Here is a 24,907-nt window from a genome sequence, read left to right on the forward strand (position 1 = left end):
TCGCGACGACCTGCAGGTCAAGATCGGCGGCCACCGCATCGAGTTGGGTGAGATCGACGCCGCGCTCAAGCGCCAGCCAGCGGTGCGTGACGCCGTCACCGTCGTCGTCGGCTCCCGGCAAGCACAACGCCTGGTCGCCTGCTACGTTGCCGCGACGCCCTTGAGCGACACCGCGCTACGCGCCGGCTTGCGACAACTTCTGCCGGATTATGCCCTGCCTGGCAAATTCCTCGCACTCGAGACTCTACCGCTCACCGCCAACGGCAAGGTGGATCGCGCCGCACTCGCCTCCCTTGCGAGCGCGGCCGACGCGCACGCCGAGAGTGCGGGCACACCGCCGCAGGGACAAACCGAGCGAGCCTTGGCCGAGCTTTGGTGCGCGCTGTTGGAGATGCCGATACGCGACCGCGAGCAGAGCTTCATCGCCCTGGGCGGCAACTCGCTGCTGGCGGTACGGCTGGTGGACAGCCTGCGCCAGCGTTTCGACATCGAGCTGTCGCTGCGCGACTTCCTCACCCATCCCACGATCGCGCGCCTGGGCGCACTGGTCGATCAACGCCGTACCGAATTTGAAAGGGGAGAGATTTGACTACCATCGCACTCATCGCCGAACTGCGCGCACAGAAAGTCGAGTTATGGGCCGAACAAGGCAAGCTGCACTTTCGCGCGCCGCCTGGCGTCCTCACCACCGAGCACCGCGAGCGACTCAAACTGGCCAAAGCAGAAATCCTGGCCCTGTTAGCCAGCGAGACAGCGGCCTCGCCCGCGCCGGACGATGACCAGCCCTTCGCCCTCACGGCGGTTCAATCCGCCTACCTGGCCGGACGCCATAGCAGCTACGGCTATGGCGGCACCGGTTGTCACGGCTACTTCGAGATCGACTTCCCCGACCTGGACCGGGCAGGCGTCGAACGCGCCTGGAACCAGCTGATCGCTCGACACGGCATGCTGCGCGCCGTTATCGACCCGCGCGGCGAGCAGCGCATCCAGGCCGAAGTGGCCACCTACGCCGTCGACGAACATGACTGGCGCGAACGCGATCCGGCGAAGCAGATGCAGGCGCTCGCCGCCCTGCGCGAGCGGTTGAGCCACCGTCATTACGTCCCGGACCAGTGGCCGCTGTTTAGCGTCGAACTCAGTCAGGCGCCGCAGTCCAGCCGCCTGCACGTCAGCGTCGACCTGCTGATCGCCGACTTCGCCAGCATCCAGTTACTGCTACACGAATTCGCCGAACTCTACGAGCGCCCCGATACGACGCTGCCCGCACTCGGTCTGAGCTTTCCCGGCTATCTCCAACTCGCCGCCAGCAGCGAAGCACAGCGCCAGCGTGACCGCGAGTACTGGCTGGCGCGCATCGACGCCCTGCCGCCCGCCCCCGCGCTGCCGGTGGCCACCGACGGCGAACGCAGCCGGCCGCGTTTCGAACGCTGGTCGCACACCGTGCCGGCCGCCGCCTGGCGCCGTTTGCAGCAGCATTCCGCCAACCACGAACTGACAACTTCCGCCGCGCTGCTAAGCGCCTACGCCGAGGTGCTGGCCCGCTACAGCGCGCAGCCGCGCTTCACCCTGAACCTGACGCTGATGACGCGCCGGCCGGTGCATGCGGACGTAGCCAGCCTGGTAGGAGACTTCACCCAGGTCACGCTGCTGGCCGTCGACAGCGACGCTGCGCCTACCTTCCATCAACGTGCGCTCTCGCTGCAACGCCAGCTCTGGGAGGATATGGAGCATGCGCATTGCACCGGCGTGGAAGTCCTGCGCGAACTTGGCCGGCGCGGTACGGCGGCGCTGATGCCGGTAGTCTTCACCAGCACCCTCGGCATAGCCGGCGCCGAAACCAACGCCGCGCTGCTGTCCGCCGGCGAATTGGCCTTTGGCATCAGCCAGACGCCGCAGGTATGGATCGATTGCCAGGCCCTGGAACGCCGGGGCAGCCTGTCCCTGAGCTGGGACGTGCGCGCCGATGTGTTCCCGGCCGGCATGATCGAGGCGATGTTCGACAGCTTTCGCGGCCTGGTGGAGCGCCTGGCCGCCGGCCCCGAGGTCTGGTCCGCGGCCAGCCTCACCGCGCTGCCACCGGAGCAGGCCGAGCGCCGGGCACAGGCCAACGCCTGCACGGCGCCGCTGCCGGATACTTTGCTGCACGCAGCCTTCGAGCGCGAGGCGGAGCAAGCAAGCGCTGCGGTGGCCCTGATCGACGGTGACCGGCACCTAAGCTACGGCGAACTGCAGGCGCGGGCACGCGCGCTTGCGCATCGGCTCCGCGCGCACGGCGTCCAGCCGGGTGAACTGGTCGCCGTGCTCATGCAAAAGGGCTGGGAACAGATCGTCGCTGTGCTGGGCATCCTGCATGCCGGCGCCGCCTATGTGCCGATCGATGCCGCCCTGCCTGCGGCGCGGCGTAACCTGATGCTGCAAGATGCCGGCGTTCGCTGCGCCATTACCCAAGTCGGCTGGCAGCCGGAGATCGCACCGCCCTCGGGCATCGCCATACTGACGGTGTACGCTGCGGCGCCTGGGATCATGCCTGCGCCGTTGCCGCCAACGGCGAGCACGGCCGACCTGGCCTATGTAATCTATACCTCAGGTTCTACCGGGCAGCCGAAAGGCGTGATGATCAGCCACCGCGCCGCCGTGAACACCGTGCTCGACATCAACCGGCGCTACGCCATCGGACGCGAGGATCGCGTGCTCGCCTTGGCCAGCCTGAGCTTCGATCTGTCCGTCTACGACCTGTTCGGCCTGCTGGGCGCCGGCGGCACGCTGATCTTGCCGGCGGCGGCCGAACGCGCCAACCCGGCGCACTGGGCACGCCTGCTCGAACGCCACCAGGTCACGGTATGGAATTCGGTGCCAGCGCAAATGCAGATGCTAGTCGCCTACCTCGCCTCGGCGCCGCACAGGCCCGGCGCCGCCCTGCGCCGCGTCCTGCTGTCTGGCGACTGGATTCCGCCGCGCCTGCCCGAGCAGGTGCGCACCTTGTTTCCCGCTGCGAAGATCAGCGCTCTGGGCGGCGCCACCGAGGCTGCGATCTGGTCCAACCACTTCGACACCGAGCAAACGGTGGTGGACTGCCCCAGCATTCCCTACGGCAGACCTTTGTCCAACCAGCGCTTCCATGTGCTTAACGCCCGCTTTGAAGACGCGCCCGACTGGGTCCCTGGCGAACTGTACATCGGCGGCAGCGGGCTTGCCGAAGGCTACTGGAACGATCCCGCCAGGACCGGCGAACGCTTTATCCACCGGCCAGGAACCAACGAGCGTCTATATCGCACCGGCGACCTGGGACGCTACCGCCCGGACGGCAATCTCGAATTCCTGGGCCGCCTCGACCATCAGGTCAAGTTGCGCGGCCATCGCATCGAACTGGCCGAGATTGACGCCGCCTTGCAGGAACAGGCCGACATCGAAACCGCCGTCACACGGATTGACGCCGGCCGCCTGATCGCCCACCTGCTGCCCAAGGCAAGCGTCGCCGATCCAGGGCAGGCCGCTCTTGCGCAGGCCGCGGTGGTCAGCGCCTGCGAGCAGGCGACGCGCGCGGCCGGCCACATTGACGGCGCAGCGGTACAAGCCCTGCTTGCCGCCGCCGACCGGGTGTCGTTGGCGCGCATGCAGCAGGCCTTGGTGGAAGTAGATGCGTTGCGTCCAGGCGACGCGCCGCAAGATCTTGACGCGCTGATCCGCCGTGGCCGCATCGCCCCGGATCTGGCCCCGTTGATACAGCGCTGGTTGAATGCGCTGGCAGGCACCGGCCGGCTGCAACGGCACGGCGCGAACCAGTACCTGCTGCCAGGCGATGCGATGGTTCCTGCCACCGCCGACGACGAACGCGAGATCGAGCGCCTGCAGACGCAACTGGATTACAGCGCCGAGCTGCTGCAATTGCTGCAAACGAGCCAGACGGCACTCCCGCAATTGCTGCGCGGCGAGGCGGATCCGCTTGCACTGCTGTATCCGGAAGGCCGACTCGATGTCGCCATGGCGGCTTACCGCGACAACCTGGCCAGCCGCACGTTGAACGGCTTCGTCAGCGCCGCGCTGCTGGCCTTGCAGCGCGCGGCTGGCCGGCCGTTGCGCATCCTCGAGATCGGCGCCGGCGTCGGCGGTACTACCGACACGCTGATTGCCGCGCTGGCCGACGCAGGGGCAGAGGTCGAATACTGGTTCACCGATACCTCCGTATTCTTTCTCCACGCCGCGCGCGAGCGCTACCGCGCGCATCCGTTTGTTCGCTATGCGCTATTTGACCTCGACCTCGACAGCCACCTGCAGGACATCCCGCCGCACAGCTTCGATGTCGTCATCGCAGCCAATATGCTGCACAGCGTGCGCAACCTGGACCACGCCTGCCGGCGCTGCAGCGACTTGCTGAGCGCGGGCGGGTGGCTGTTGATGGTGGACCTTACGCGGCCCAACTACCCGCTGCTGTGCTCTCTGGAGTTCCTGGAGGGCATGCGTCACTTCGACGACGAACGCGGCGTCAGCAATGAACCTTTTCTGTCTGTCGAACAATGGCAACACAAATTCACGGCAATCGGCGCAAGTAGTGTGCTGGCCTTGCCCGGTGCCGATCATCCGTTGGCGCCGGTTGGGCAGAGTTTTCTTGCCTTTCGGGTCGACCGGAGCCGCGTCCTGCCCGACCTACAGGTGGTCGAAGCGGCTTTGCGCGCCCGATTGCCTGAGATCATGATTCCCAATCAGTTTCATCTGCTGGAGCATCTGCCCCTGTCAGACAACGGCAAGGTGGAGCGCCGCGCGTTGCCGACACCCCAGCCTCATCCTGAACATGGCACCGCAGGTGAAGCCGCAAGCAGCCCACTGGAGATCAAGTTGGCGCAAGTCTGGTGCGAAGTGCTCGGACTCGCATCGGTCGGGCGGCACCAGAACTTTTTCCAGCTCGGCGGCGACTCGCTGCTGATCGCGCAGATGATTGGCCGCCTGCGCGACGCCCTTGGTCATGAACGCGTGCAATGGGACACCACACTGCGCCATTTTGCCGGTCACGCCACCATTGCCGAACTCGCCGCCCATCTGGAAAGCCAGGCCGCACAAGCGGCGACGCCGGCATTGCCAGGCTCCGTTCTGCTGCGGGAAGGCGGCGCGCCGCCCCTGTTCCTGTTCCACGACGGCATCGGCAACCTGCTGCCTTACCAGCCCTTGCTACGGCAGCTACCTGCCGGCATGGCGGTGCGCGGCTTCGCCGTTACGGCGGTCGATGCCTTTCTCGATCTGCCGGCGGATGGCCTGATCTCCACACTCGCCGAACGCTATGCCGAGGCAATCGCCGCCGAGCAACCCGACGGGCCGTTGCGCCTGGCCGGTTACTGCATGGGCGGGCTCATCACGCTGGAGGTCGCCCGCGTGCTGCGCGGCCGCGGACGCGAGTTGACCATGGTGGCGGCCATCAGCGCCTATCAGGTGCCTTACCGCCTGGAAGACGCCTGCCTCGCGGAATACGCTTTTGCAAGAGCACTGGGCATTGCGCCGCAGGACTGCAGCCTGCCCGCCGACGAACAGGCGGCCGGCGCGGCGCTACAAGCCGCGCTCAAGGCGCGGCCCACCGCTCTGTCCATTGCTGCGATGCCGCGCAATGGCCCCCTCGCCCAGATTGCCGCGACCTTCGAACGCTATCTTGAGCTTGATCAAGAAGCGCGGCTCGCCCGGCTTTGGCATGCCTATTCTGCAGCAGGCAACCGTTTCTCCCTGCCCGATCAAGACGCCTTTGCCAAGCTATTCCAACTATTCCACCATAGTCTCGAAGCCGTGATGCGCTACCGCCCCGAAGCCTATGCCGGCGACGTGGTGTTCTTCCGCCAAACCGGAGACACCCACTTCCTGCCAGGGCTGCGCGACGATATGACGCGCTTCTGGCGCGAGACCTGCCTCGGTGAGGTCGACGTACGCGATCTGAGTGGCGATCACTTTGAGTGTCTGAACGACCCCGTCTTGGCGCAGCACTTGGCCGCTCTGCTGTGCGAGGAGACCAGCGCATGAGGCCCGCCGCCAAGCCCCCCGTCATCGGTATTCTCGGCGCTGGCGGCAAGGTCGGCAGCGCCGTGGTGCAGCAATTGAACGGCCGCTTCCCGCTGCACTTGGCGGGCCGCGACGCCAAGCGCCTCGCGCAATGCCGCGCGTCGCTGGCAAAGGTCGAGCATGCCGTCTTTGCGCTGGAGGATGCCGCCGCCTTGGCCGAATTCTGCCGCGGCTGCGCAGTGATCGTGAACTGCTCCGGCCCTGCGGCGCATTGGGCGGAAGCCGTCAGTCGGGCGGCGCTGGCGGCTGGCGTTCACTGCGTCGACGTCGGCGGCGACGAAGCCTTGCTGGAGCGCTTGCGCCGCAGCCACCGCGCGGTGCCGGCTACGGTGGTGCTGGCGGCAGGCCAGGCGCCCGGCCTGACCGGGCTGATCCCGCGTCTGTTGGCGCAACTTGCCGGCACGAACGCCGCCGATGCCACGCTAATCTGCTATTGCGGCGGCCGCGAAGCTTTCACTTTCACCTCGGCCCTCGAATTCGCCATCAGTCTTGATAGCGGCTATGGCACTGCGGGCGCCAATTGGCGTGACGGCGCGCGCCATCTGCACGAGGCGGCGCCGCATCGGGTAACCGGGCCGCAAGGGCCGGCATGGGCGCTGCCATACCTGCCGCGCGAACTGGAACGCATCGCCATGGAAACGCCCTTGCGCGCCTTGCGCTATTACCATCTGGTCGCAGGCGAGCGACTGCTTGACCTGCTGAATCAACCACCCGCAGCCGAGGTTGCCGTGCTGGCGGATCAAATCGTGGCTGCCAGCTCGGCAGACCTGTGCGTGGGGACGGCCTGGCAGCGGCTGCACTGCGAACTACTGGGTCCAAAACGCCGCTGGAGCTGCCGCCTCGACGCGGCCAGCGGCTACGCCTTGACCGGCGCGGTGGCTGCCTACGCCGCTACCCGCTTGGCCCAGCAGCGCGCGCCCGAGCCGGGCGTGTTTCTATTCGACCAATGGGCCAATCCGGCCGCCGGCTGGCTCGCGCTGGCGGCATCGGGAGTCTGCACTGCCTGGCAGCTCGACAACGCCTGTCATGACGATCGGGAAGGACAGCTATGAAGCCCAAAGCCATCGTCTGCGGCACCACCTTCGGCCGCATCTATCTGGCGGCCCTGCAACGCGACGATCAGCCTTACCAACTGGCCGGCATCGTCGCACGCGGCAGCCCGCGCTCGCGGCAATTGGCCGAGGACGCAGGCGTTCCGCTCTACCCGAGCATCGCCGCCCTGCCTGATGACATCGCGCTCGGCTGCGTCGTCATCCGTTCGGGCATGGTCGGCGGCGCGGGCACTGAAATGGCGCAGGCGCTGTTGGCCCGCAAGATATCGGTGATACAAGAGCATCCGGTGCATAGCGGCGAACTCGCGCCATGCCTGCGCTCGGCGCGCAGCCATGGCGCACAGTACCGGCTCAATACGCTCTACCCGGAAACGGCCCCGATGCGCCGCTACCTTGCCCAGGTACGGCGTCTGGCTCGCTTGGAACCGCCCCTGTTCATCGACGCCGTGGCCGGCGTGCAGATCGGCTGCGCGCTACTCGATATTCTGGGACACGCCCTGGGCGGCCTGCGCCCCTTCGCCTTCGGCACGCCCGCCGTACCGCCGCCCGGCCAAGCACTGCCTTATCGCAGCATCGACGGCACCCTGCACGGCGTGCCGCTGCATCTGCGACTGCAATACGAAATGGACCTGCGCGACCCGGACAACTATTTTCATCTGATGCACCGCATCACAGTTGGCTTCCCCTCCGGCAACCTGTGCCTGCACGACACTCATGGCCCGGTGCTCTGGGCCCGCCGCTTTCATGTGCCGCGAGTGGACATCGGCGCGGCGCGCCTGGAGGTGCAACTGGATGCAGGCGCCGTCGCGGCCATCCCGATGGTGCGCGCGATCGGTCCCAGCCATGGTGCATCCTTGCATGCCATCCTCACCGACCTTTGGCCCGCCGCGATCGCCCGCCAATTGCGCCAGATCGAAGCGGACCAGCGCGCGCAACGCGACCCCCTGCACGCCGGGCAGCGCAGCCTGGATCTCTGCCTGGCGTGGGAAGCCCTCACCGACCGTCTCGGCCCGCCGGCCTACTCGTCGCTGACCTCGCTGGACCGCGCCGATGCTACCGCGGCCGAAGCCGTCCTGCTGGACGAGTCTGCGGAGCAGACGCCATGACGCACTCCCCCCCGTCGCACCGCCGCTTGCTCATCACCCTGGGCGCGCTGTACCTGGCGCAAGGCGTACCGGGCGGCTATGCGATGATCGCATTGCCCGCCATACTTACCACCCGGGGCATGGGGTTGGCATCCTTGGGCTTGCTCGGCATCACGCTGCTGCCCTGGGTCCTGAAAGGACTATGGGCACCTTGGCTTGACAATCGCAATCCTCCGCTTTTTGCCCGCTGCGGGCGACGCGTCGGCTGGATTTTCTGCTGCCAGGCCGTCAGCATACCCGCCTTCGCCGCGATCGCATGGCTCGACCCTATCGGCCAGTATCCCATGCTGCTGAGCTCGCTGATCGTCGTCAACACGCTGTTCGCGACGCAGGACATCGCCGTCGACGCTCTCGCTGTCAACACCCTGCGAGACCATGGCTGGCTGGGTGCCAATGCAGTGCAGACTTCCGGCTTCAGCTTGGGCATGCTGATTGGCGGCAGCACGGCGCTAGTGCTGGTTGATGGCCTCGGCTTTCGCGCCACGACGCTCGCCCTGGCGCTGTTGCCACTATGCGCACTCCTTCCATTGGCGACCGTGTGGCGGCATTTTGCGCAGACGAGCGCCAGCGCCGGCGGTGCATCCATCTTGACCTTCCTGCGCCAGCCCTATACCCCTGCACTGATCGTGCTGGTACTTGCCTACAAGCTGCCGGCCATGCTCGGGCACAGCCTCATCAATCCGCTCTTGGTTAAGCAAGGTGCCCCGTTCTGGCTGATTTCTGTCACGTCGGCCACTCTGGTGGCGATCATAGCCACCGTCGTCGCGCATGCCGCTCCACGCACCTGCGCGACATACGGCGTGCCCCGAACCATTGGCGCCTTGGTGGCCCTGACCGGCAGCAGTTGGGCGGCGTTGGGCTTGTCCATGCTTGCAGGGAAAGGCAGCATCCCGGTTACCATCGCGATGAACGGCTTCGCGTATGCCGCCATCGTGATGGCGACTGTGCCCATGTACGCCCTGTTCATGTCGTTGGCGTCCGCAAACAGTGCGGGCACCGACTACACGCTGTGTTACTCCATCGAAGCCCTGGCCAATCTGCTCGCCATGACGCTAAGCGGCTTGCTGGCGCAGTCGATTGGCTTTGCTCCCACCTTCCTGATCGCCGGTGCGGCGGGCATGCTGGTCAGCCCGTGGATCTTCCGTCGGCTGCAGCGCCCGCTGGCGCAAATCCATCCCGCCGCAACCCAGACCTAGGACACGCATGCTCTGGACACGTTGTTTTCATCGGCGGCAAGATGCCCGCTATCGATTGTTCTGTTTTCCCCATGCAGCGGGCGCAGCCAGTTTTTTTCGTCAATGGCGGCATCCCGCGCTGGAAATCTGGGCAGTGCAATACCCCGGACGTGAAGATCGGCTGGCAGAATCCATGCCCGACCAATTGACGCAGGTCGCCGCTAATATCGCACGGGCCATGCAAGCGCAGCTTGACAGGCCATACATCCTGCTTGGTCACAGCATGGGCGCCTGCATCGCATTCGAGGTGGCGCGCGCCCTGGCGCGACAACGCGCTCCGTCGCCAACGGGGCTGATCGTCTCCGCGCACGAAGCACCGCAGTATGCACGGCAGGGCGAGTTGCACACTCGCCCAGATCCGGAACTGCGCGCAGAATTGGAACGCTTGAACGGAACCCGAAACGGTGTATTCGATCAACCGGAACTGCTACATCTGGTGTTGTCGACCATGCGCCTTGACTATCGACTGATCGAAGGCTATCGCCTCCAGGCAGGTCCAATCTTGACTTGCCCGATACTGGCTTGCTGGGGTGATGCCGACCCCGAAGTGTGTGCAAGCGAGATGCGCGAATGGGCTATACATACCAGTGCAAGGTACAGCTCGCGGAGTTTTCCTGGTGATCACTTTTACCTGACAGAACACCGCGAGGCGCTACTGCACCATATCGCGACAGAGTGCCAATCGCAGCCAAGCAACACATTCAGTTGCCAAACTGTGGATGCACCCTACTATGGTGGACGCCACTCGCGCCCCGACTCTCCCGGCTGAGCCAACTAGCCGCACACCGGGCGCCGACGCCCGCTCGCACTACCCAACATAGCGGTCTGCGCTACCCGCGGCTCGCGCCGCGCGACGACATGACCCGCTCCGTCACCGCCCCGCTAGAAGCACCCAAACTACCTCCCCGGGACCCCACTGGCACAGAGCCCTGAGTCAACACTCTTGTGGTAAACACCGTCGAACGAATCAGCCAGACTCCGTCGACCAATGCGTACTCATCGGCATAGCGCCCAGTCAGAGACGTGCTGATCCCAGCCAGTTGATCCAACCCGAGATAAGCCAGATCCCACGTTCCACGTGCAAGACCAGCGTCCTCCACCACAATATCCGCATGCCCGGCAAAGTGCATCTCCAGCAAGCTCGGCCGGCAGCCCAGCTCGGCGAAGCATTGCGCCAGCGCTTCGCCACTATTGAAGCTGCCGATGCGGTCGTAGTGGATATGTGCCCCCTCCGGGACAAAACACGCCCGCATGGCCACCGGATCCTTGTCATCGCAGGCCCGCAGATAACGATGCTTGAGCGCCCGGATGGCTTCCCCCGCCTCAAGATGCGCAAGGCGCCACTGCAATTGCGTCAACGCGTCCACGGCCTCTCACCCTTCCCGCAACCGGTACTTGAGTATCTTGCCCGCCGCACTGGTCGGCAGCGTCTGCACGAAGACAACCTCGCGCGGCACCTTGTAATTGGCCATATGCCGGCGCGCCCAATCGATCAGCTCGTCCGCGCCAAGCTTGCTGCCGTGCCTCAGCACCACGAAGGCCTTGCCCGCCTCGCCGAGGCGGTCGTGCGGCACGCCCACCACCGCCACCTGCGCGATCGCCGGATGCGATACCAGCAGCTTCTCGATCTCGGCCGGATAGCAGTTGAAGCCGCCGACGATAAACATGTCCTTGATGCGATCGGTGATGCGCAGGTTGCCGCGCAGGTCCAGCGTGCCGATATCGCCGGTGCGCAGCCAGCCGCCCGCATCGATCGCTTCGGCGCTGGCTTCCGGTAGCTGGAAGTAGCCTCGCATCACGTTGTAGCCGCGCACCGTCACCTCCCCCGGTTCGCCCGCAGGCACCGGCTGGCCGGCACCATCCACGCAGCGCAGCTCGATCCCCGGCATGGCGCGGCCCGAGGTCAGCGCCACGATGTCGGTATCGTCCCCGGCGCGGGTCAGCGTGGCGAAGCCGCATGACTCGGTCAGGCCATAGCCGGTGAAGACGTTGCGAAAGCCCAGCTCGCGCCGCATGCGCTGGATCAGCACGGGCGGAATCGCCGACGCGCCAGTTACCGCGACACGCAGCGAGGATAGGTCGAACTCGCGCAGGCGCGGATTGTTCAGCAGCGTCTGGTAGAGCGTCGGCGGGCCGGGCAGCACCGTGATGCGCTCGTTCTCGATACGGGTCATCACTGCTTCGGCATCGAACACCAGATGCGGCAGGATGGTGGCGCCGCTGATCAGGGCGGCCAGCCATCCGGCCTTGTAGCCAAAGGCGTGGAAGAAGGGATTGACGATCAGGTAGCGGTCGCCGGCTTCCACGCCTGTGATCGAGGCCCAGCCGTGGATGGCCTGCAGGTTCTGCGCATGCGCGGTCATCACGCCTTTCGGGCGCCCGGTGGTGCCTGAGGTGAACATGATGTCCATCAGGGTGTCGCCGGTGACCGCGCGTTCGCAGGCGCGGAATTCGGCGTCGCCGGCGCGCGTCGCCAGGGCCAGGAAATCCGCCCACACCAGCTCGTCCGGCGCCATCTGCCGCCCCGCCCGGCCGCGCAGCACTACCACGCGCTCCAGCGTGGCGGGCCGGTGCGGCGCCAGCATTTGCGGATAGCTCTCGCCGAGGAAGTCGTCGATGCAGAACAGCACCCGCGCGCCGCTGTCGGCCAGGATCGCGCCGGCCTCCATGCCCTTCATGCGGGTATTGATGGGCACCAGTGCCGCGCCGATGCTGTGCGTGGCCAGGGCGGCGGCGATCCATTCCGACAGGTTGGGCGCCCACACGGCAACCCGGTCGCCGGGTGTCACGCCAAGCGCGAGCAGTGCCCGCCCCGCCTGCGCGCGCAGCGCTTCCAGCGCGGTGAAGCTGAGCCGCAGCCCGTCTTCCTGGATGGCGATGCGCGCGCCGTGGCGCGCGGCGGCTGTGCGTACCAGCTCCGGGATTGTGGCGGGAACGGCTTGTCCCGCCCCGGCGGCGCCGGCCAGCGCCGGGGCGGTTTCAATGGTGTCAGTTGTCATCATGTCAGTCGGGAAATTTCAGGTGCAGTTCGCTGCCGGCCGCGCGGGTCTGGCAGGCCAGGGTCCAGCCGGCCTCACGGTCGGCTTCGTCAAGCACGTGGTTCTCGCCCAGCGTCGCCTGGCCGCGCGTCACCTGGCACATGCAGGCGCCGCACAGGCCGGAACGGCAGGAGTTCGGGGCCGCAATGCCGGCGCGCAGCATGGCGTCGAGCACGGTCTCCCCGGCGTGCGCGTGGAGCCGGTGGCGTACGCCATCCAGCTCCACTTCCAGTGCGGCGGGCGCGGAACTTGGTGTTTGCTCGCCGTTCGTCTCTTCTTCGGCCGGCCCTGCGGCGGGCGGGGGCGCGCCGAAGCGCTCCACGTGAATCCGCTCGCGCGCCACGCCAAGGGCCTGCAAGGCAGCCTGGGCACCGTCCATGAACGGTCCCGGCCCGCAGATAAAGCATTCGGCATGGCGCCAGGGCGAAGCCAGCGCTTCGAGCTGGGCCTGCGAGGGCGGCCCTTGCACGCTGTCCAGCCAGTGGATCACGCACAGCCTGTCCGCATGCCGCGCCGCCAGCTCGCGCAGCGCATCGCGGAAGATCACGCTGCGCTCGTCGCGGTTGGCATAGAGCAGCGTGACGCTGCCGCCGCCCTGGCGCAGCACGGCCTTGGCGATCGAAAGCACCGGCGTGATGCCGCTGCCGCCCGCCAGCAGCAGTAGGTCGCCATCCAGGCTGCGCGGCGTAAACACGCCCGCAGGCGGCATGACGTCGACCGTGTCGCCGGCACCGAGCCGGTCGCAGATCCAGTTGGATACGCGACCGCCGCGCACGCGCTTGATGGTCACCCGCAGCGCGCTGTCGACCTGCGGGCTGCTGGACAGCGAGTAGCAGCGCTGCTGCGCGGCGCCCTCCAGCGGCACCTTGAGCGTCAGGAACTGGCCCGGCCGGTAGGCGAAGGTATCGCGCAGTCCGTCGGGCAGCTCGAACACCAGCGAGCTTGCCTCGTCGGTTTCGGCCACCACCTGGGCGATGCGCAGAGGGTGGAATTGCGCTTGCACCATGATGTCCGCGATCAGGCTACGCCCATGATGGTCTGCGCGTTGTCGATGCGCAGCTCGGCGCCGTTGACGAAGCGCGACTCATCCGAGGCCAGGAACAGCACCAGGTTTGCCACGTCGCCGGGCAGGCACATGCGCTGCATCGGATCGCCGCCCGCCTGCTCGTGTGTGGCCGGCGCGTCGGCCGCGCCCTGCATCAGCGCGGCCGTCATCGGCGTCAGGATGCCGTCCGGGTGGACGGAGTTGCAGCGGATCTTGTAGCCACGCTGTTTGCAGTAGGCCGCCACGCTGCGGGTGAGCGCGGCGACCGCGCCCTTGCTGGCGCTGTAGGCGCAGAAAACGCCCATGCCGCCCAGCGCCGCCACCGAAGACATATTGACGATCACGCCGCCGCTCTCCTTCATCGCGCCCACGCCGTACTTGCAGCCCAGGAAATAGCCGTCGGCATTGATGCGCATCACGCGCTGCCATTGTTCCAGCGTGGTGTCCTCCACCGAGCCCAGCGCCAGCACCGCGGCGTTGTTGACCAGCACGCCCGGCGTGCCGAAGCGCTCCCGGGTGCGCTTCATCACCTGCTGCCAGCCGGCCTCGCTGGCGATATCGTGGGGCACGAAGATGGCCGCGTCGCCGATCTCGCGCGCCACGGCGTGGCCGGCCTCCTCGTTCAGGTCGGTCAGCACCACGCGCGCGCCCTCGCGCGCCAGCAGCAAGGCGTCTTCCTTGCCGACGCCGCTGGCGGCGCCGGTGACGATGGCGATCTTTCCTTCAACCCGGTTGCTCATGGCTTGTCTCCTTGGTGTGTTCGTGGATGTCTTCAATGCGGCCCGGCTCGTCCGCCCGGGCCTGGCTCGCCATGGCGGCGAGATGGCGCCCGGCATTGCGCCCCGACCAGATGCAGTCGGCGAGCGAAAGGCCGCTTACGTAGTGATTCGATGCGATGCCGATCGCGGTGCGGCCGACCGCGTACAGTCCCGGGATCACGTCCCCCTGCCCGCTGCCCCCGTCCGCCAGCACCTGGCCGCACGCCTCGTCCACGCGCAGGCCGCCGAGGGTGATGGCGGGACAGGGAAAGGTGCGGCTGTGCGCGGAGATATCGATGGCCAGATAAGGCCCGCGCTCGAGCGATGCGCACATCGCCGCAGGTTTCCCCGTGAGGTCGGGCCGCTCGCCGCGCGCCGCCGCGTTGTACGCGGCCAGCGTCGCCTGCAATGCCGCACGCGGCATGCCCAGCTTGCCGGCCAGCCGTTCGATGCTCGGTGCACGCGTGGCGCCGAACAGCATCAGCATGATGGCGGGCACGCGCTGGAAGGCCCACAGGCGTCCGGTGACGCAATCTCGCAGGGCTGCGCGCGCGAGTCCGGCGTTCAGGATCAGCCAAGCGTGGCCGCCATGCTCCTCGCAGATGGCGTGGCCCAGCCGCGCGCCGTAGACCTCTTCATTGCCGATGCGCGCGCCCTGCGCGTCGACCACGCAGCCGCGCGCCCAGTCGAATGGCGGATTGATGAAGCGCCATGCCGAAACGCGCTCCAGGTGGCGCGCCGCCGCCCCCACGGACAGGCCGAGCCGGATCCCGCTGCCATCGCAGCCGGTGGTGCCCAGGCGCCAGTTGCGGCGGTATTTGGGGGCGTGCGCGGCCACCATGGCCGGGTTGAAGATGAAGCCGCCGGTGGCCAGCACCACGGCGCCGACGCGCACCGCATAGGGCTGCGCGAGGTTCTCTTCCAGTTGCGTCACCCGCCGGCGCAGCGCATCGGCCAGGGCCGGGGAAAGGTTGTGCAGGCGCTCGGCCCAGCGCGCCAGGCGGGCATGCCGGCGTTGCAGGGGGCCAGGTGGCATGCGCCGGAGTTCCACGCCAATGACCGCGCCCTTGCCATCGACAATCAAGCGGCGCGCTGCGGCATGGCGTATCACGTCCACGCTCGCCTGCGCCTGCACCGCGCGCCGCAGCACGCCGTACAGCACGTGGCCGGACATGCCGCTGCCCTTGCAGCGATGGCCGCGCGGCGCCGGCTCGGCATGCCGCGCGTAATCCGCCACCGCCTCGTTGCCCGAGTAGTACAGGTAATAGTCCTGCGCGGGATACGAGGTCTTGCGTGGCGGCACGGTGGCGGCAAAGCACGCGCCAAGTTGCTCCAGCCAGGCAATCATGCCGGTCCTGCGCTCACAGAAGGCCCGCAGGGTGGCATTGGAGACGACGTCGCCAACCTCCTGGCGCAGGTAGGCCGCCATGGCCTCGGGCGTGTCGCGGTAGCCGGCGGCCTGCTGGTATGGCGTGCCACCGCCCGCATACACGACGCCGCCGCTCCTCGCGCTGGCGCCACCACCTTCGAAGCGGTCGGCCACGATCACGTCGAGCCCGCCGCGCGCCGCTTCGAGCGCCGCGCAAGCGCCGGCCGCGCCGAAGCCGACCACCATCACGTCGCAATGGGCATTCCAGCCGTAGGCGCCCGGGTCGGCGACGACCAGCGGCGGCGACACCGCGTTGACCCCGCCGGAAGCGGGCTCGGGAACCAGGGCTTTGGCGGTCATGGCGTAGGCTCCAGCGCTTGGCTCACGTCACGCCGCCCGCAGGCTGGCCAGCGGCGCCGAGGTGGAGTAGGCGCCATCCACATAGACCAGCGGCGCCACCTCGCCCGCCAGGCGGACTTCGCGCAGGCGGCCGATAAAGACGGCGTGGGTGCCGTAGTCGAAGCGGCCGTCCTGCTCGCAGATCAGGTTCGCCTGGGCATCCCGCAGGTAGGGCACGCGCAGCAGGTCGGCCTCCCACTGGCCCGTGGTGAAGCGCTCCTCGCCCTTGAGCCGGCCGCTGCAGTCAACGGCGATGTCGCGGTGATCGGCGGCCAGCAGGTTGACGCAGAAGTCCACGCCGGCGTTGAGGGCCGGGTAGATCGAGGCATTGCGGTGGATGCAGATCAGCAGCGAAGGCGGATCGGCGGACAGCGAATCGACCGCGGTGACCGACATCGAGTAGCGGCGCTCGCCCTCGCGGCAACTGACCACCGCGACCGAGCGCGCCATGCGGCGCATTGCCATCAGCATATCGTCGCGCAGCGACGGGGAAATATTCTGGTTCATCATGCCTCCTGCTGTGTAATGCGCGGTGCGGTAGCCGCATCGCGCTGCGTCATGGTGTTAATCCGCCTTGCCCTGGCCGGCTGCCCCGCCCGCCAGTACATCGGCTGCGATCAGGCCGAAAGTCATGGCTGGCCCGATGGTGGAACCCGCGCCCGGATAGCTGGCGCCCATCATCGAGGCGCTGGTATTGCCGATGGCGAATAGCCCGTCGATGGGCGAGCCGTCCTCGCGCAGCACGCGGGCGCTGGCGTCGGTCGCCAGGCCGCCCTTGGTGCCGATATCGCCCGCGTCGATGCGCACCGCGTAGAACGGCGCGCGGCCGATCGGCGCCAGGCAGGGATTGGGGCGGACCTGGGAGTCGCCGTAGTAGGTATCGAAGACGTTGTCGCCCTTGCCGAAGTCCTCGTCCACCCCGCTCGCCGCGAAGCCGTTCATACGCGCGACGGCTTGCGCCAGGCCGGCGGGGTCGATGCCGGCGAGGCGGGCAAGCGCGTCGAGCGAGTCGGCGCGCAGCAGGATGTCCGCGAAGGGAGCGGGGATGCGGCGGTCCGGCATGATCGAGCCGGGCAGGATCGGCCCGCAGGGATACTTGCGGCGGAAGGTGGCGTCGAACACCAGCCACGCCGGCACACTGCAGCCGGTCTGCTCGTGGTCGCGGTACATCGCAGGCACAAACTCGGAATACGGCGCGGCCTCGTTGACGAAGCGCCTGCCCTGCCCGTTGACGACGATGCAGCCCGGCAAGGCGCGCTCGACAAAGATGGCTCGCTGCTTTTCCTCGCCGCTGACCTTCACCGTTGGCGCGCCCCATACATGGGCCATCAGCTCCAGCGCCGCGCCCGCGCGCTGCGCGGCCCGGATGCCGTCGCCGGTGTTGTGCGGCGGCGTGGCGCTCCACTCGGCCCGGCTGGGGTGCGGCAGGTATTGCTCGCGCATGGCCTGGTTCCGCTCGAAGCCGCCCGCGGCCAGGATCACGCCGCGCCGGGCTTCGATGCGCACGGGTGCGCCATTGCGCCGCGCCAGCACGCCGGTGACGCGCGCCGCGCCGTCTTGCTGCGCTACCAGAAGGTCTTCCAGCGCGGTATCGAGCCACAGCGGAATGCCGCGCGTCATCATGGCGTGGCGCAAGCCGCCCACCAGGCTGTTGCCGAGCGTGAGCCGGCGGTCACGCGCGGTGCGGCGCCGCCAGCCCAGATCCAGCCAGTAGCGCCCGAACTGCCGGGCTGCCACGCTGAGCCAGCCACGGCTCTTGCTGAACATGGCGTGGGCTTCGGCGGACGTCACCGCCACTCGGCCCGCGACCAGCGTCCCCGGCGAAGGCGGCCGCAACCGCGCGAACTCCTCGCCCAGCAGCGTGCCGTCGAACGGCATCGGATCCAGCGAGCGATACCCCGGCAACGCGCCCGGCAAGCGCTGGAAGTAATCCGCATAACGCGGCAGCGAGTAGTAGCGCACCCCGGTGCGCTGCTCCAGGTAGTCGAGCATGCGCGGGCCGTGTTCAAGGTAGGCGCGCAACTTGGCGGGCGTGGAGCGGCCTTCCGTGCACGCTTCGAGATAGGTGAGCGCGGCGTCGTAGCTGTCGCTGCCGCCGGCTTCTTCGATATGGTGGTTGAGCGGGATCCAGATCCCGCCGCCGGATACCGCCGAGGTGCCGCCGTACTGGCCGCTCTTCTCCAGCACCACCACGGACAGGCCGCGATCCGCCGCGCGGCAGGCGGCCAGCATGCCGCCCGCTCCGGAGCCGACCACCACCACATCAAACGCCCCGGTGCCGCCTTCCTGCCCTGTGCCCTGGCTTATGATCCGCTCCACGTCGGCCTCAGATAAAGAAATCGGTATTGGTGCGGCCCATCATCACGCCGCCCAGGTTCTGGCCGAAGCGATCCAGGTAGTTGGCGTAGTGGGCACGTGCCGCGTGCAGGTCGAGGAAGCGCCGCACAAGCGGATTGGTGACGTAGATGCCATTGCCGCCGGCATAGCGCAACAGGCTGTTGGCAAGCTGCGCGCACCGCTCGGCCACCTGCGACGACTGGTAGCGGAAATGCAGGCGGCGCGCGGTATCGAGCTGCTCGCCGCGGTGCGCCGTTGCCATCAGCTCGTCGAAATTGCGATGCAGGATAGTGCGCATCTCGTCGATGCCGGCCGCCGCGTTGGCACAGGCAAGCTGGGCGCCGCCGTCCTCGGCCGTCCTGCCGCCGCTGTTGGCGCTCACCCGGCCATCGGCATAGGCGACGAAATCGTCCAGCCCGCCTTCCAGCGCGCCGATGCAGGCGGTGCAGACGGCACGCACGAAGATCTGGGCGAACGGCAGCCGGTACAGCGGCGCGTTGTTGAGGGACAAGCCCGGGCTGGTACCCATGGCGCCATCGATGGCGCGGTGGGTGCGGTATGCCGGCACGAACACGTCGTCCACCACGATGTCGTGGCTGCCGGTGGCGCGCAGGCCCAGCACATCCCAGTTGCGCACGATGGTGTAGTCGCTGCGCGGCAGCAGGAAGGTGCGGTACTCGGGCGCCGCGCCGGCCTGCCGCGGCGGCACCATGCCGCCGAGGAAGATCCAGTCGCACAGCTCGCTGCCGCTGGAGAACTTCCAGTGCCCCGAGAAGCGGAAGCCGCCTTCCACTGGCACCACCTTGCCCACCGGCATATAGGTCGAGGCGATCAGGGTGGAAGTATCCGTACCCCAGACGTCCTGCTGGGCCTGCCCGTCGAACAAGGCAAGCTGCCAGTTGTGCACGCCCACCACGCCGTAGACCCAGGCGGTGGACATGCAGCCCTTGGCCAGGGCCATCTGGATGTCGAAGAAGGTCTGCGGGTCCAGCTCATGGCCGCCGTAGCGGCGCGGCTGCAGGACCTTGAAGAAGCCCGCAGCCTGCATGTCGGCCACGGTTTCGGCCGGGATGCGCGCTTGCGCCTCGGCCTGGCCGGCGCGCCGCGCCAGCACCGGGATCATCTCGTGCGCGCGGCCGATCATCTCGGCGGCCAGTCCTTCGGGGTAGTTGTCTCGATGCACCGCTATCTCCTCTTGCCGGCCACCGGGCCGGCCTTGTCGTGCCTTCATGCTGGCATCGCCGCTGCCCCGCGCCATCGTCCGAGGAGACTAGTCGCGCAGCAGCGATGGTCCGATGGCTCGCTCAGGCGAGCGCGCGCAGCTTGCGGCCCTGGGCGCGGAAGTGCGGGATCACGTGCTCGCCGATATTGCGGATGGTTTCAAGCTGGGCCCATTGCGGCACCGTGCCCATCTGGCAGATGAAGAGGATCTCGTCCGCGCCGGCGTCGATCAGGCGCTGCACATAGCCGATGCAGTCCTCCACCGTGCCGTAGGCATGGTTGGGGTTGAGCATCATCATCGACGGATCGCTGAAGTCCACCGTGACCTTCTCCGAGGCGAAGCTGGTCTTGATCACGGCCTTGCCCTGCGCGTCCTCCCCGGTGACGTTCTCCGCGTCCCATGCCTCGGGGTTGGGACGCTCGCCGCCGGAGTACCAGTACGCCAGCGACTCCATGAAATAGCGCTGCCCCTTGATGCCGATCTTGCGCGCGGCCACGCCGTCTTCCAGCACGATGGTCGGGCACAGCGCGGCCAGATGCTGGTGCGGACGAAAGCCGACCTGGTCCTTCGCCTGACGCGTCTCCCACGCCTCGCGGTAGATGGCGTTCTTCTTGGCCACGTCCTCCGGGCCGCCGAAGCCAAGCACCAGCGCGCCCATGCCGCGCGCGCCCGCGCGCTGCAGCGTGTCGGCGTTGGTGCATGCCAGGTACATCAGCGGATGCGGGTCCTGGCGCGGCTTGGGATGGATCGGGCGGCGCGGGATCTTGATGTACTCGCCGTCGTGCTCGATCTCGTCCTGGGTGAGGATCTTCGGAATCAGGTACATCGACTCGTCGATCATCGGGTGCAGCGTATTGAGGTCGTAGCCGAAGGTGCCCGCTTCCTGCTGCGTGCCGCCTTTGCCCACGCCGAGGTGCACGCGCCCGCCGGAGAGAATGTCGAGCGTGGCCACGCGCTCGGCCACCTTGACCGGATGGTTCATCGCCGGCGGCAGGCAGACCACGCCGTGGCCGATGCCGATGCGGCGCGTGCGCCCGGCCACGAAGGCAAGGAACGTCTCCGGCGCGCTCATGTGCGCGTAGTTGGTCAACGCCGTGTGCTCCACCGCCCAGACGACATCGAAACCCATGTCCTCGGCGAGCTCCACCTGCTCCATGATTTCGTCGAACACCTTGTGGTCGCCGGCGCGCGACGCGTCGACAGTCTGCGCTTCGTAGATCAGCGAGAATCGCATTGCAGTCCCCATCCTTTGCATTTGGTTTTCAGGCCAGGTTTTCAGGCCATCGGCCGGGAGCGCCGCCGCCTTGTCGTGGCGGGCGGCGCCATCGCCGGCACCGTCATTGCTGGCCTGCGTGACCGCAGTGTGTGCGGCCGGGGAAAGCGCGGCATCGTCTGATTGGATTATGCGCAGCGGCACCGTGTCCCTATCATGTCCTGGACCACTCACCCCATGGAAATGGATACGCCCCTCATGAAGATTCCTCCGCTTCGCCAGACGCTGTTGCTGGCCGCCCTGCTGACCGGCACCGCCGCGCCCGCCCATGCGCTCGACATCCTGCTGTCCAACGACGACGGCTATCAATCGCCCAATATCCGCGCCCTGTACGCCAGGCTGAAGCAGGAAGGACACCGCGTGGTGATGTCGGCGCCGAAGCGCAACTTCAGCGGCGCTTCGGCTTCATTCGAGTACTTCACCGCGGTCGACGTGCATCGCGACCCGCAGGATCCCAACGTGCATGTCGTCGACAGCACGCCGGCAGTGGCGGCCATGTATGGCCTGGACCGGGTGTACCGGGACAAGGCGCCCGACCTCGTCATCGCCGGGCCGAACATCGGCTGGAACGCGGGCTATCTCGTCAACCTGTCCGGGACCATCGGCGTGCTGGAAATGGCGCTGCGGCGCGGCGTGCCGGCCATGGCGGTGAGCGCCGACCACAGCGAGGACGCGCCGGCCAAGGTGGCCGGCATCGTGTCCGCGCTGGTGACGCAATTGCAGGCGAGCCGCAAGAGCCCGGCCGAGGCGCTGTTGCCGCCGGGCGTGGGGCTGAACGTGAACCTGCCGCGCACCGACGCCATCCGGGGCGTCATGCAAACCGTCAATGGCGACTACTCGCCCTACCACATGATCTTCGTCGACGATATGGCGCCGCACGCGCTGCCGGGCATGACGCTGCCGGCGCGCCCGGGGGTGGTGCTCGGCGATGCGAAGACCCAGTACGATGGCGGCACCGCGCACTCCGAGGGACGCGAGGTGGAGCGCGGCAACATCACCATCAGCGTGATCGGCGCCCGCCTCGACGCACCCGCCGCGCAGGGCGAGGCGGTCTACCAGCGGTTGTCCGGATTCGTGGCGGCCTGTGAAGGCGCCAGCGGCACCGTGTGCCGCCAGGCGGCGGCCCGTTGACGAGGAGCGCCAGCATGCAATCGAACCTCTTGCTTTACCCGGTGGACGATATCGATGCCGCGCTGCCGTTCTTCGAGCAGGGTCTGGGCCTGGCGGTGAAGTTTCGCGATGGCGGGCGCTATTGCGCGCTGGATGCCGGCGCCATCACGGTGGCGCTGGTGGCCGGCGAGGAGCGGCTTGTGTCCCAGCCCGCGCTGGCATTCCGGCTGGAAGCCGGCGCGGATATCGCCGCGGCGATCGAGCGACTGCTGGCGGGCGGCGCGCAGATCGCGCAGCCGCTCGCCAGCGGCCCGCATGAGCTGCGCGCGGTGCTGACCACGCCACAGGGATTCCCGCTGGTGGTCAGCGCCAAGCCCGCCAAGCCCGCCATGACGGCGGGCTAGCGCGTTCAGCCGAGCGCCACCACGCTGCTGAGCAGCATGCGCACCAGCGTGGCCTGCCGGGTCACGCCGGTCTTGGAGAAGATGGCGCGCAGGTGGGCGCGCGCCGTATTCTTGCTGATGCCCAGTTCCTCGGCCGCTTCTTCCAGCGCGAGGCCGTTGGCCAGTTGCAGCGCAAGCTGGGTCTCCGCCGGCGTGAAATCGAACAGCTTGCGCACCACCTCGTGCGAGGCCTGCGACTTGCGCTCCGGATCGCGGATGAAAATCACGCACGAAGGCCGGCGCTTGTTGTCTTCCGACCACTCGCTCAGTGGAATCGTCCGGATCAGCACGCCCAGCTTCGCGTTGCCCGAAGGCCGCGTGATCGACATCGCTTCCATCACCGCCGGCGCGGTGCCGAAATGTCCCATGATGGCCTGGCGCAGCAGGCGCTGGAACTGACGGTTTTCCTGGGCGTACTCGACATCCAGCGAACCCTTGGTGATACGGATGCCGTCCTTGCCGGCGAGGATCTCGTCCGCGGCCGAATTGGTCCGCATGATGGCCCCGGTCTCGTCGAGTATCGCCATGCCGACCAGCATGCGGTCGATGGCGCCGGCGTACAGGGCGCGCTCCGACTCCACCACGTCCATGCGCGAGTGCAGGTCGACCGCGCGCCGCAGGTGCGGCAGCAGCACCGCGCAAATGGCCCTGTCCGCCTCCGAGAAGTCCGGCGCGTCGGCGTTGCGGCAGACACGGAATCGGCATTCCACGCCGTCGTCGGTGCGGATGTCCGCGCCCAGCAGATAGCGGATGCCGAGCGGCTGCAGAAACTCCTTGTACAGGGTGCTGTTGCACCATGCACCCGCCCCAAGCTGCTCGTCTATGGTCACCACGCGGTCGGCGGGCAGGCCGACGAAGGGATCGAGCGCGTAGTAGTAGCTGTTGTACATGGCCTCGCCGGGCAAGGTGGTGCCGCCCTCTTTGCTGGCGTGCACCATCAGCCCCGGCCGGTCGCTGGCCGGCGAGCGCAGGATCAGCGTGACAAAGTTCGCGTGCAAGTGCGTGCGGATGAGTTCCAGCGCCTTGCTCCATGGCACCTGCTCCATGGGCCCCTGGTAGATCTTGCCAAGCAGCGTACTGAAGTCCGCCAGCGAGAGCGACACCGGCGCATGGCAAAGCGCCGCTTCCTGGCTGTGGGTTGCCTCCATCAACATACCTCTTTGTCTCCTGTCTTCCACGCCTGGCTCTGCGGCCGGCGTTCGCCATGAAAGGGGCGCTGTGCCCCCCCGGCGGCTTCCGATTATATGGATCGCCACTGTGTCGGCGGCACGATCGTGCCTCATGATTTGCACCTATCCGCGCGCCATGTGATGCCGCCGTGGTCTCGCAAGACTCGCGCTAAGCGGCCTTGCCGGCGCTTGTTGTCGTACCGGCTTCGCCGCTTTCGGATAGGCCAGACCATACCCTCCCCGCGCACGCTCACATACTGCAAACGGACTAAGCAACTCCCCTCTCCGGGCAATCCCTGAGCCTCGCTCCAGCCGCACGCCTCACTCAAACAGACGATGCGAAGGCCCGGCCCGGCCGGTAGAAATGGGCGGACGCGATCCTGCGCCCCATCCATTCCAACCACTTCGCGAGGAGACCTGCCATGGCGGCAAACGAGACCGGAAAGACTGCGGTGATCACAGGCGCCGGCGGCGGCATAGGCCGGGCTCTGGCCCACGCGCTCGCCGCGCAGGGGGTGGCGCTGGTGCTGGCGGACAAGGATGCCGATGCGCTGCTGCGCGTGCACGGAGAACTGACGCACCACCGGCAAACGATCGCGATACTGCCAAGCGATGTGGCGCAGGCTGGCCAGATCGAGCAGCTCTGCGCGCGCAGCTTCGAACTGCTGGGCCGGGTCGACCTGCTCATCAACAATGCCGGCGTGCTGGCGACCGGTGCTTGCTGGGAACTGGATGCCGCCGTGTTCGAGCGCGTGCTGAACGTCAACCTGTGGAGTGTGATCCACAGCCTGCGCGTCTTCGTGCCCCGCATGGCGGCGCAAGGCAGCGGGCATATCGTCAACATCGCTTCCATGGCGGGGCTTGCCGTGGGTCCATGGCTTGCGCCCTACACCGTGTCCAAGCAGGGCGTGGTGGCGTTGAGCGAGGGCTTGGCGATGGAGTTGCAGGCGGCGGGCCTGCCACTCAAGGTGTCGGTGGCCTGCCCCGGCCCCGTGGCCACCGGCATTGCGCTCGACCTGCCGGCCGGTGCGCTAAACGGCGTCGCTGACATGAACCAGGCGCTACAGGCGAGCATCGCGCAGGGCATGCCGGCGGCAACCATGGCACGGCACATCCTCGACGGCGTGACCGCCGGGGACTTCTGGATCCTGCCGCATGCCGAAGCCGCCGCCGCCGCGCAAGCGCGCGCGAACGGCATCGCCAGCGGCAAGGCGCCCGCATTCGCCTTCTAAAGCGCGCCGCATCCACTCCCCTGCACTTCCTCCCGCCTACACAA

19 protein-coding genes are annotated in these 24,907 nt (G+C 67.6%); 9 read left to right on the forward strand and 10 right to left on the reverse strand.

Annotated features, from left to right (window positions below; translation table 11 throughout):
* The 6 genes from AC3FOF_RS35770 to AC3FOF_RS35795 all read left to right on the forward strand — a co-directional run.
* Nucleotides 1-589, forward strand: a 589-nt coding sequence (locus tag AC3FOF_RS35770; protein WP_488729298.1) for a phosphopantetheine-binding protein, incomplete at its 5' end; no start/stop codon positions are given.
* Entirely contained in the window at nt 586-5,997 is a 5,412-nt protein-coding gene (locus AC3FOF_RS35775; RefSeq protein ID WP_488729299.1) for a non-ribosomal peptide synthetase, read from the forward strand. The genes AC3FOF_RS35770 and AC3FOF_RS35775, both read left to right, overlap by 4 nt.
* Entirely contained in the window at nt 5,994-7,088 is a 1,095-nt protein-coding gene (locus tag AC3FOF_RS35780) for a saccharopine dehydrogenase NADP-binding domain-containing protein (protein WP_488729300.1), read from the forward strand. Before AC3FOF_RS35775 ends, AC3FOF_RS35780 begins: the two co-directional genes overlap by 4 nt.
* A complete protein-coding gene (locus AC3FOF_RS35785) occupies nt 7,085-8,194 on the forward strand; it encodes a Gfo/Idh/MocA family oxidoreductase (protein ID WP_488729301.1) in 1,110 nt (369 codons plus the stop codon). Before AC3FOF_RS35780 ends, AC3FOF_RS35785 begins: the two co-directional genes overlap by 4 nt.
* Nucleotides 8,191-9,429, forward strand: coding sequence for an MFS transporter (locus AC3FOF_RS35790; protein WP_488729302.1), 1,239 nt, complete (start codon nt 8,191-8,193; stop codon nt 9,427-9,429). The genes AC3FOF_RS35785 and AC3FOF_RS35790 overlap by 4 nt, the downstream gene beginning before the upstream one ends.
* A gap of 7 nt (nt 9,430-9,436) precedes the next feature.
* Complete coding sequence (locus tag AC3FOF_RS35795) at nt 9,437-10,237, forward strand: thioesterase II family protein (protein WP_488729303.1); 801 nt, start codon at nt 9,437-9,439, stop codon at nt 10,235-10,237.
* A 61-nt stretch (nt 10,238-10,298) separates the two neighbouring features.
* Here the strand turns inward: AC3FOF_RS35795 and AC3FOF_RS35800 are convergent, their stop codons facing one another.
* The 9 genes from AC3FOF_RS35800 to AC3FOF_RS35840 form a co-directional block, all read right to left on the reverse strand.
* Nucleotides 10,299-10,835 carry a nuclear transport factor 2 family protein gene (locus AC3FOF_RS35800; protein ID WP_488729304.1) on the reverse strand — a complete coding sequence of 179 codons (537 nt, stop codon included), beginning with the start codon at nt 10,833-10,835 and terminating at the stop codon, nt 10,299-10,301.
* Between the two features lie 6 nt (nt 10,836-10,841).
* Nucleotides 10,842-12,470: a FadD3 family acyl-CoA ligase gene (locus AC3FOF_RS35805; protein ID WP_488729305.1), complete on the reverse strand. Its 1,629-nt coding sequence runs from the start codon at nt 12,468-12,470 to the stop codon at nt 10,842-10,844.
* Between the two features lies 1 nt (nt 12,471).
* Nucleotides 12,472-13,512 carry a 2Fe-2S iron-sulfur cluster-binding protein gene (locus AC3FOF_RS35810; protein ID WP_488729306.1) on the reverse strand — a complete coding sequence of 347 codons (1,041 nt, stop codon included), beginning with the start codon at nt 13,510-13,512 and terminating at the stop codon, nt 12,472-12,474.
* A gap of 11 nt (nt 13,513-13,523) precedes the next feature.
* The gene (locus tag AC3FOF_RS35815; RefSeq protein ID WP_488729307.1) at nt 13,524-14,291 is read right to left on the reverse strand and encodes an SDR family oxidoreductase; all 768 of its coding nucleotides are present in this window, start codon (nt 14,289-14,291) and stop codon (nt 13,524-13,526) included.
* Nucleotides 14,275-16,038, reverse strand: a complete 1,764-nt coding sequence (locus AC3FOF_RS35820) for an FAD-binding protein (protein WP_488729308.1) — start codon at nt 16,036-16,038, stop codon at nt 14,275-14,277. Before AC3FOF_RS35820 ends, AC3FOF_RS35815 begins: the two co-directional genes overlap by 17 nt.
* Before the next feature lie 27 nt (nt 16,039-16,065).
* A complete protein-coding gene (locus AC3FOF_RS35825; protein WP_488729344.1) occupies nt 16,066-16,584 on the reverse strand; it encodes a flavin reductase family protein in 519 nt (172 codons plus the stop codon).
* A 57-nt stretch (nt 16,585-16,641) separates the two neighbouring features.
* Nucleotides 16,642-18,396, reverse strand: a complete 1,755-nt coding sequence (locus AC3FOF_RS35830; RefSeq protein WP_488729309.1) for an FAD-dependent oxidoreductase — start codon at nt 18,394-18,396, stop codon at nt 16,642-16,644.
* A 7-nt stretch (nt 18,397-18,403) separates the two neighbouring features.
* Nucleotides 18,404-19,597 carry an acyl-CoA dehydrogenase family protein gene (locus AC3FOF_RS35835; protein ID WP_488729310.1) on the reverse strand — a complete coding sequence of 398 codons (1,194 nt, stop codon included), beginning with the start codon at nt 19,595-19,597 and terminating at the stop codon, nt 18,404-18,406.
* Between the two features lie 121 nt (nt 19,598-19,718).
* Complete coding sequence (locus AC3FOF_RS35840; protein ID WP_276268952.1) at nt 19,719-20,870, reverse strand: LLM class flavin-dependent oxidoreductase; 1,152 nt, start codon at nt 20,868-20,870, stop codon at nt 19,719-19,721.
* Between the two features lie 237 nt (nt 20,871-21,107).
* Here AC3FOF_RS35840 and AC3FOF_RS35845 point away from each other — a divergent pair, with 237 nt between their 5' ends.
* Nucleotides 21,108-22,040 carry a 5'/3'-nucleotidase SurE gene (locus AC3FOF_RS35845; RefSeq protein ID WP_488729311.1) on the forward strand — a complete coding sequence of 311 codons (933 nt, stop codon included), beginning with the start codon at nt 21,108-21,110 and terminating at the stop codon, nt 22,038-22,040.
* 14 nt (nt 22,041-22,054) lie between these two features.
* Nucleotides 22,055-22,423 carry a VOC family protein gene (locus AC3FOF_RS35850; protein ID WP_488729312.1) on the forward strand — a complete coding sequence of 123 codons (369 nt, stop codon included), beginning with the start codon at nt 22,055-22,057 and terminating at the stop codon, nt 22,421-22,423.
* 5 nt (nt 22,424-22,428) lie between these two features.
* Here AC3FOF_RS35850 and AC3FOF_RS35855 read toward each other — a convergent pair whose 3' ends face one another.
* Nucleotides 22,429-23,616 (reverse strand): helix-turn-helix transcriptional regulator, encoded by a 1,188-nt coding sequence (locus AC3FOF_RS35855; RefSeq protein ID WP_488729313.1) that lies wholly within the window; start codon nt 23,614-23,616, stop codon nt 22,429-22,431.
* Between the two features lie 437 nt (nt 23,617-24,053).
* Between AC3FOF_RS35855 and AC3FOF_RS35860 the strand changes: the two genes are divergently transcribed.
* Entirely contained in the window at nt 24,054-24,863 is an 810-nt protein-coding gene (locus AC3FOF_RS35860; RefSeq protein ID WP_488729314.1) for an SDR family NAD(P)-dependent oxidoreductase, read from the forward strand.
* Nucleotides 24,864-24,907 lie beyond the last annotated feature (44 nt).

It is taken from the genome of Cupriavidus sp. 96C5-1 (assembly GCF_057798855.1).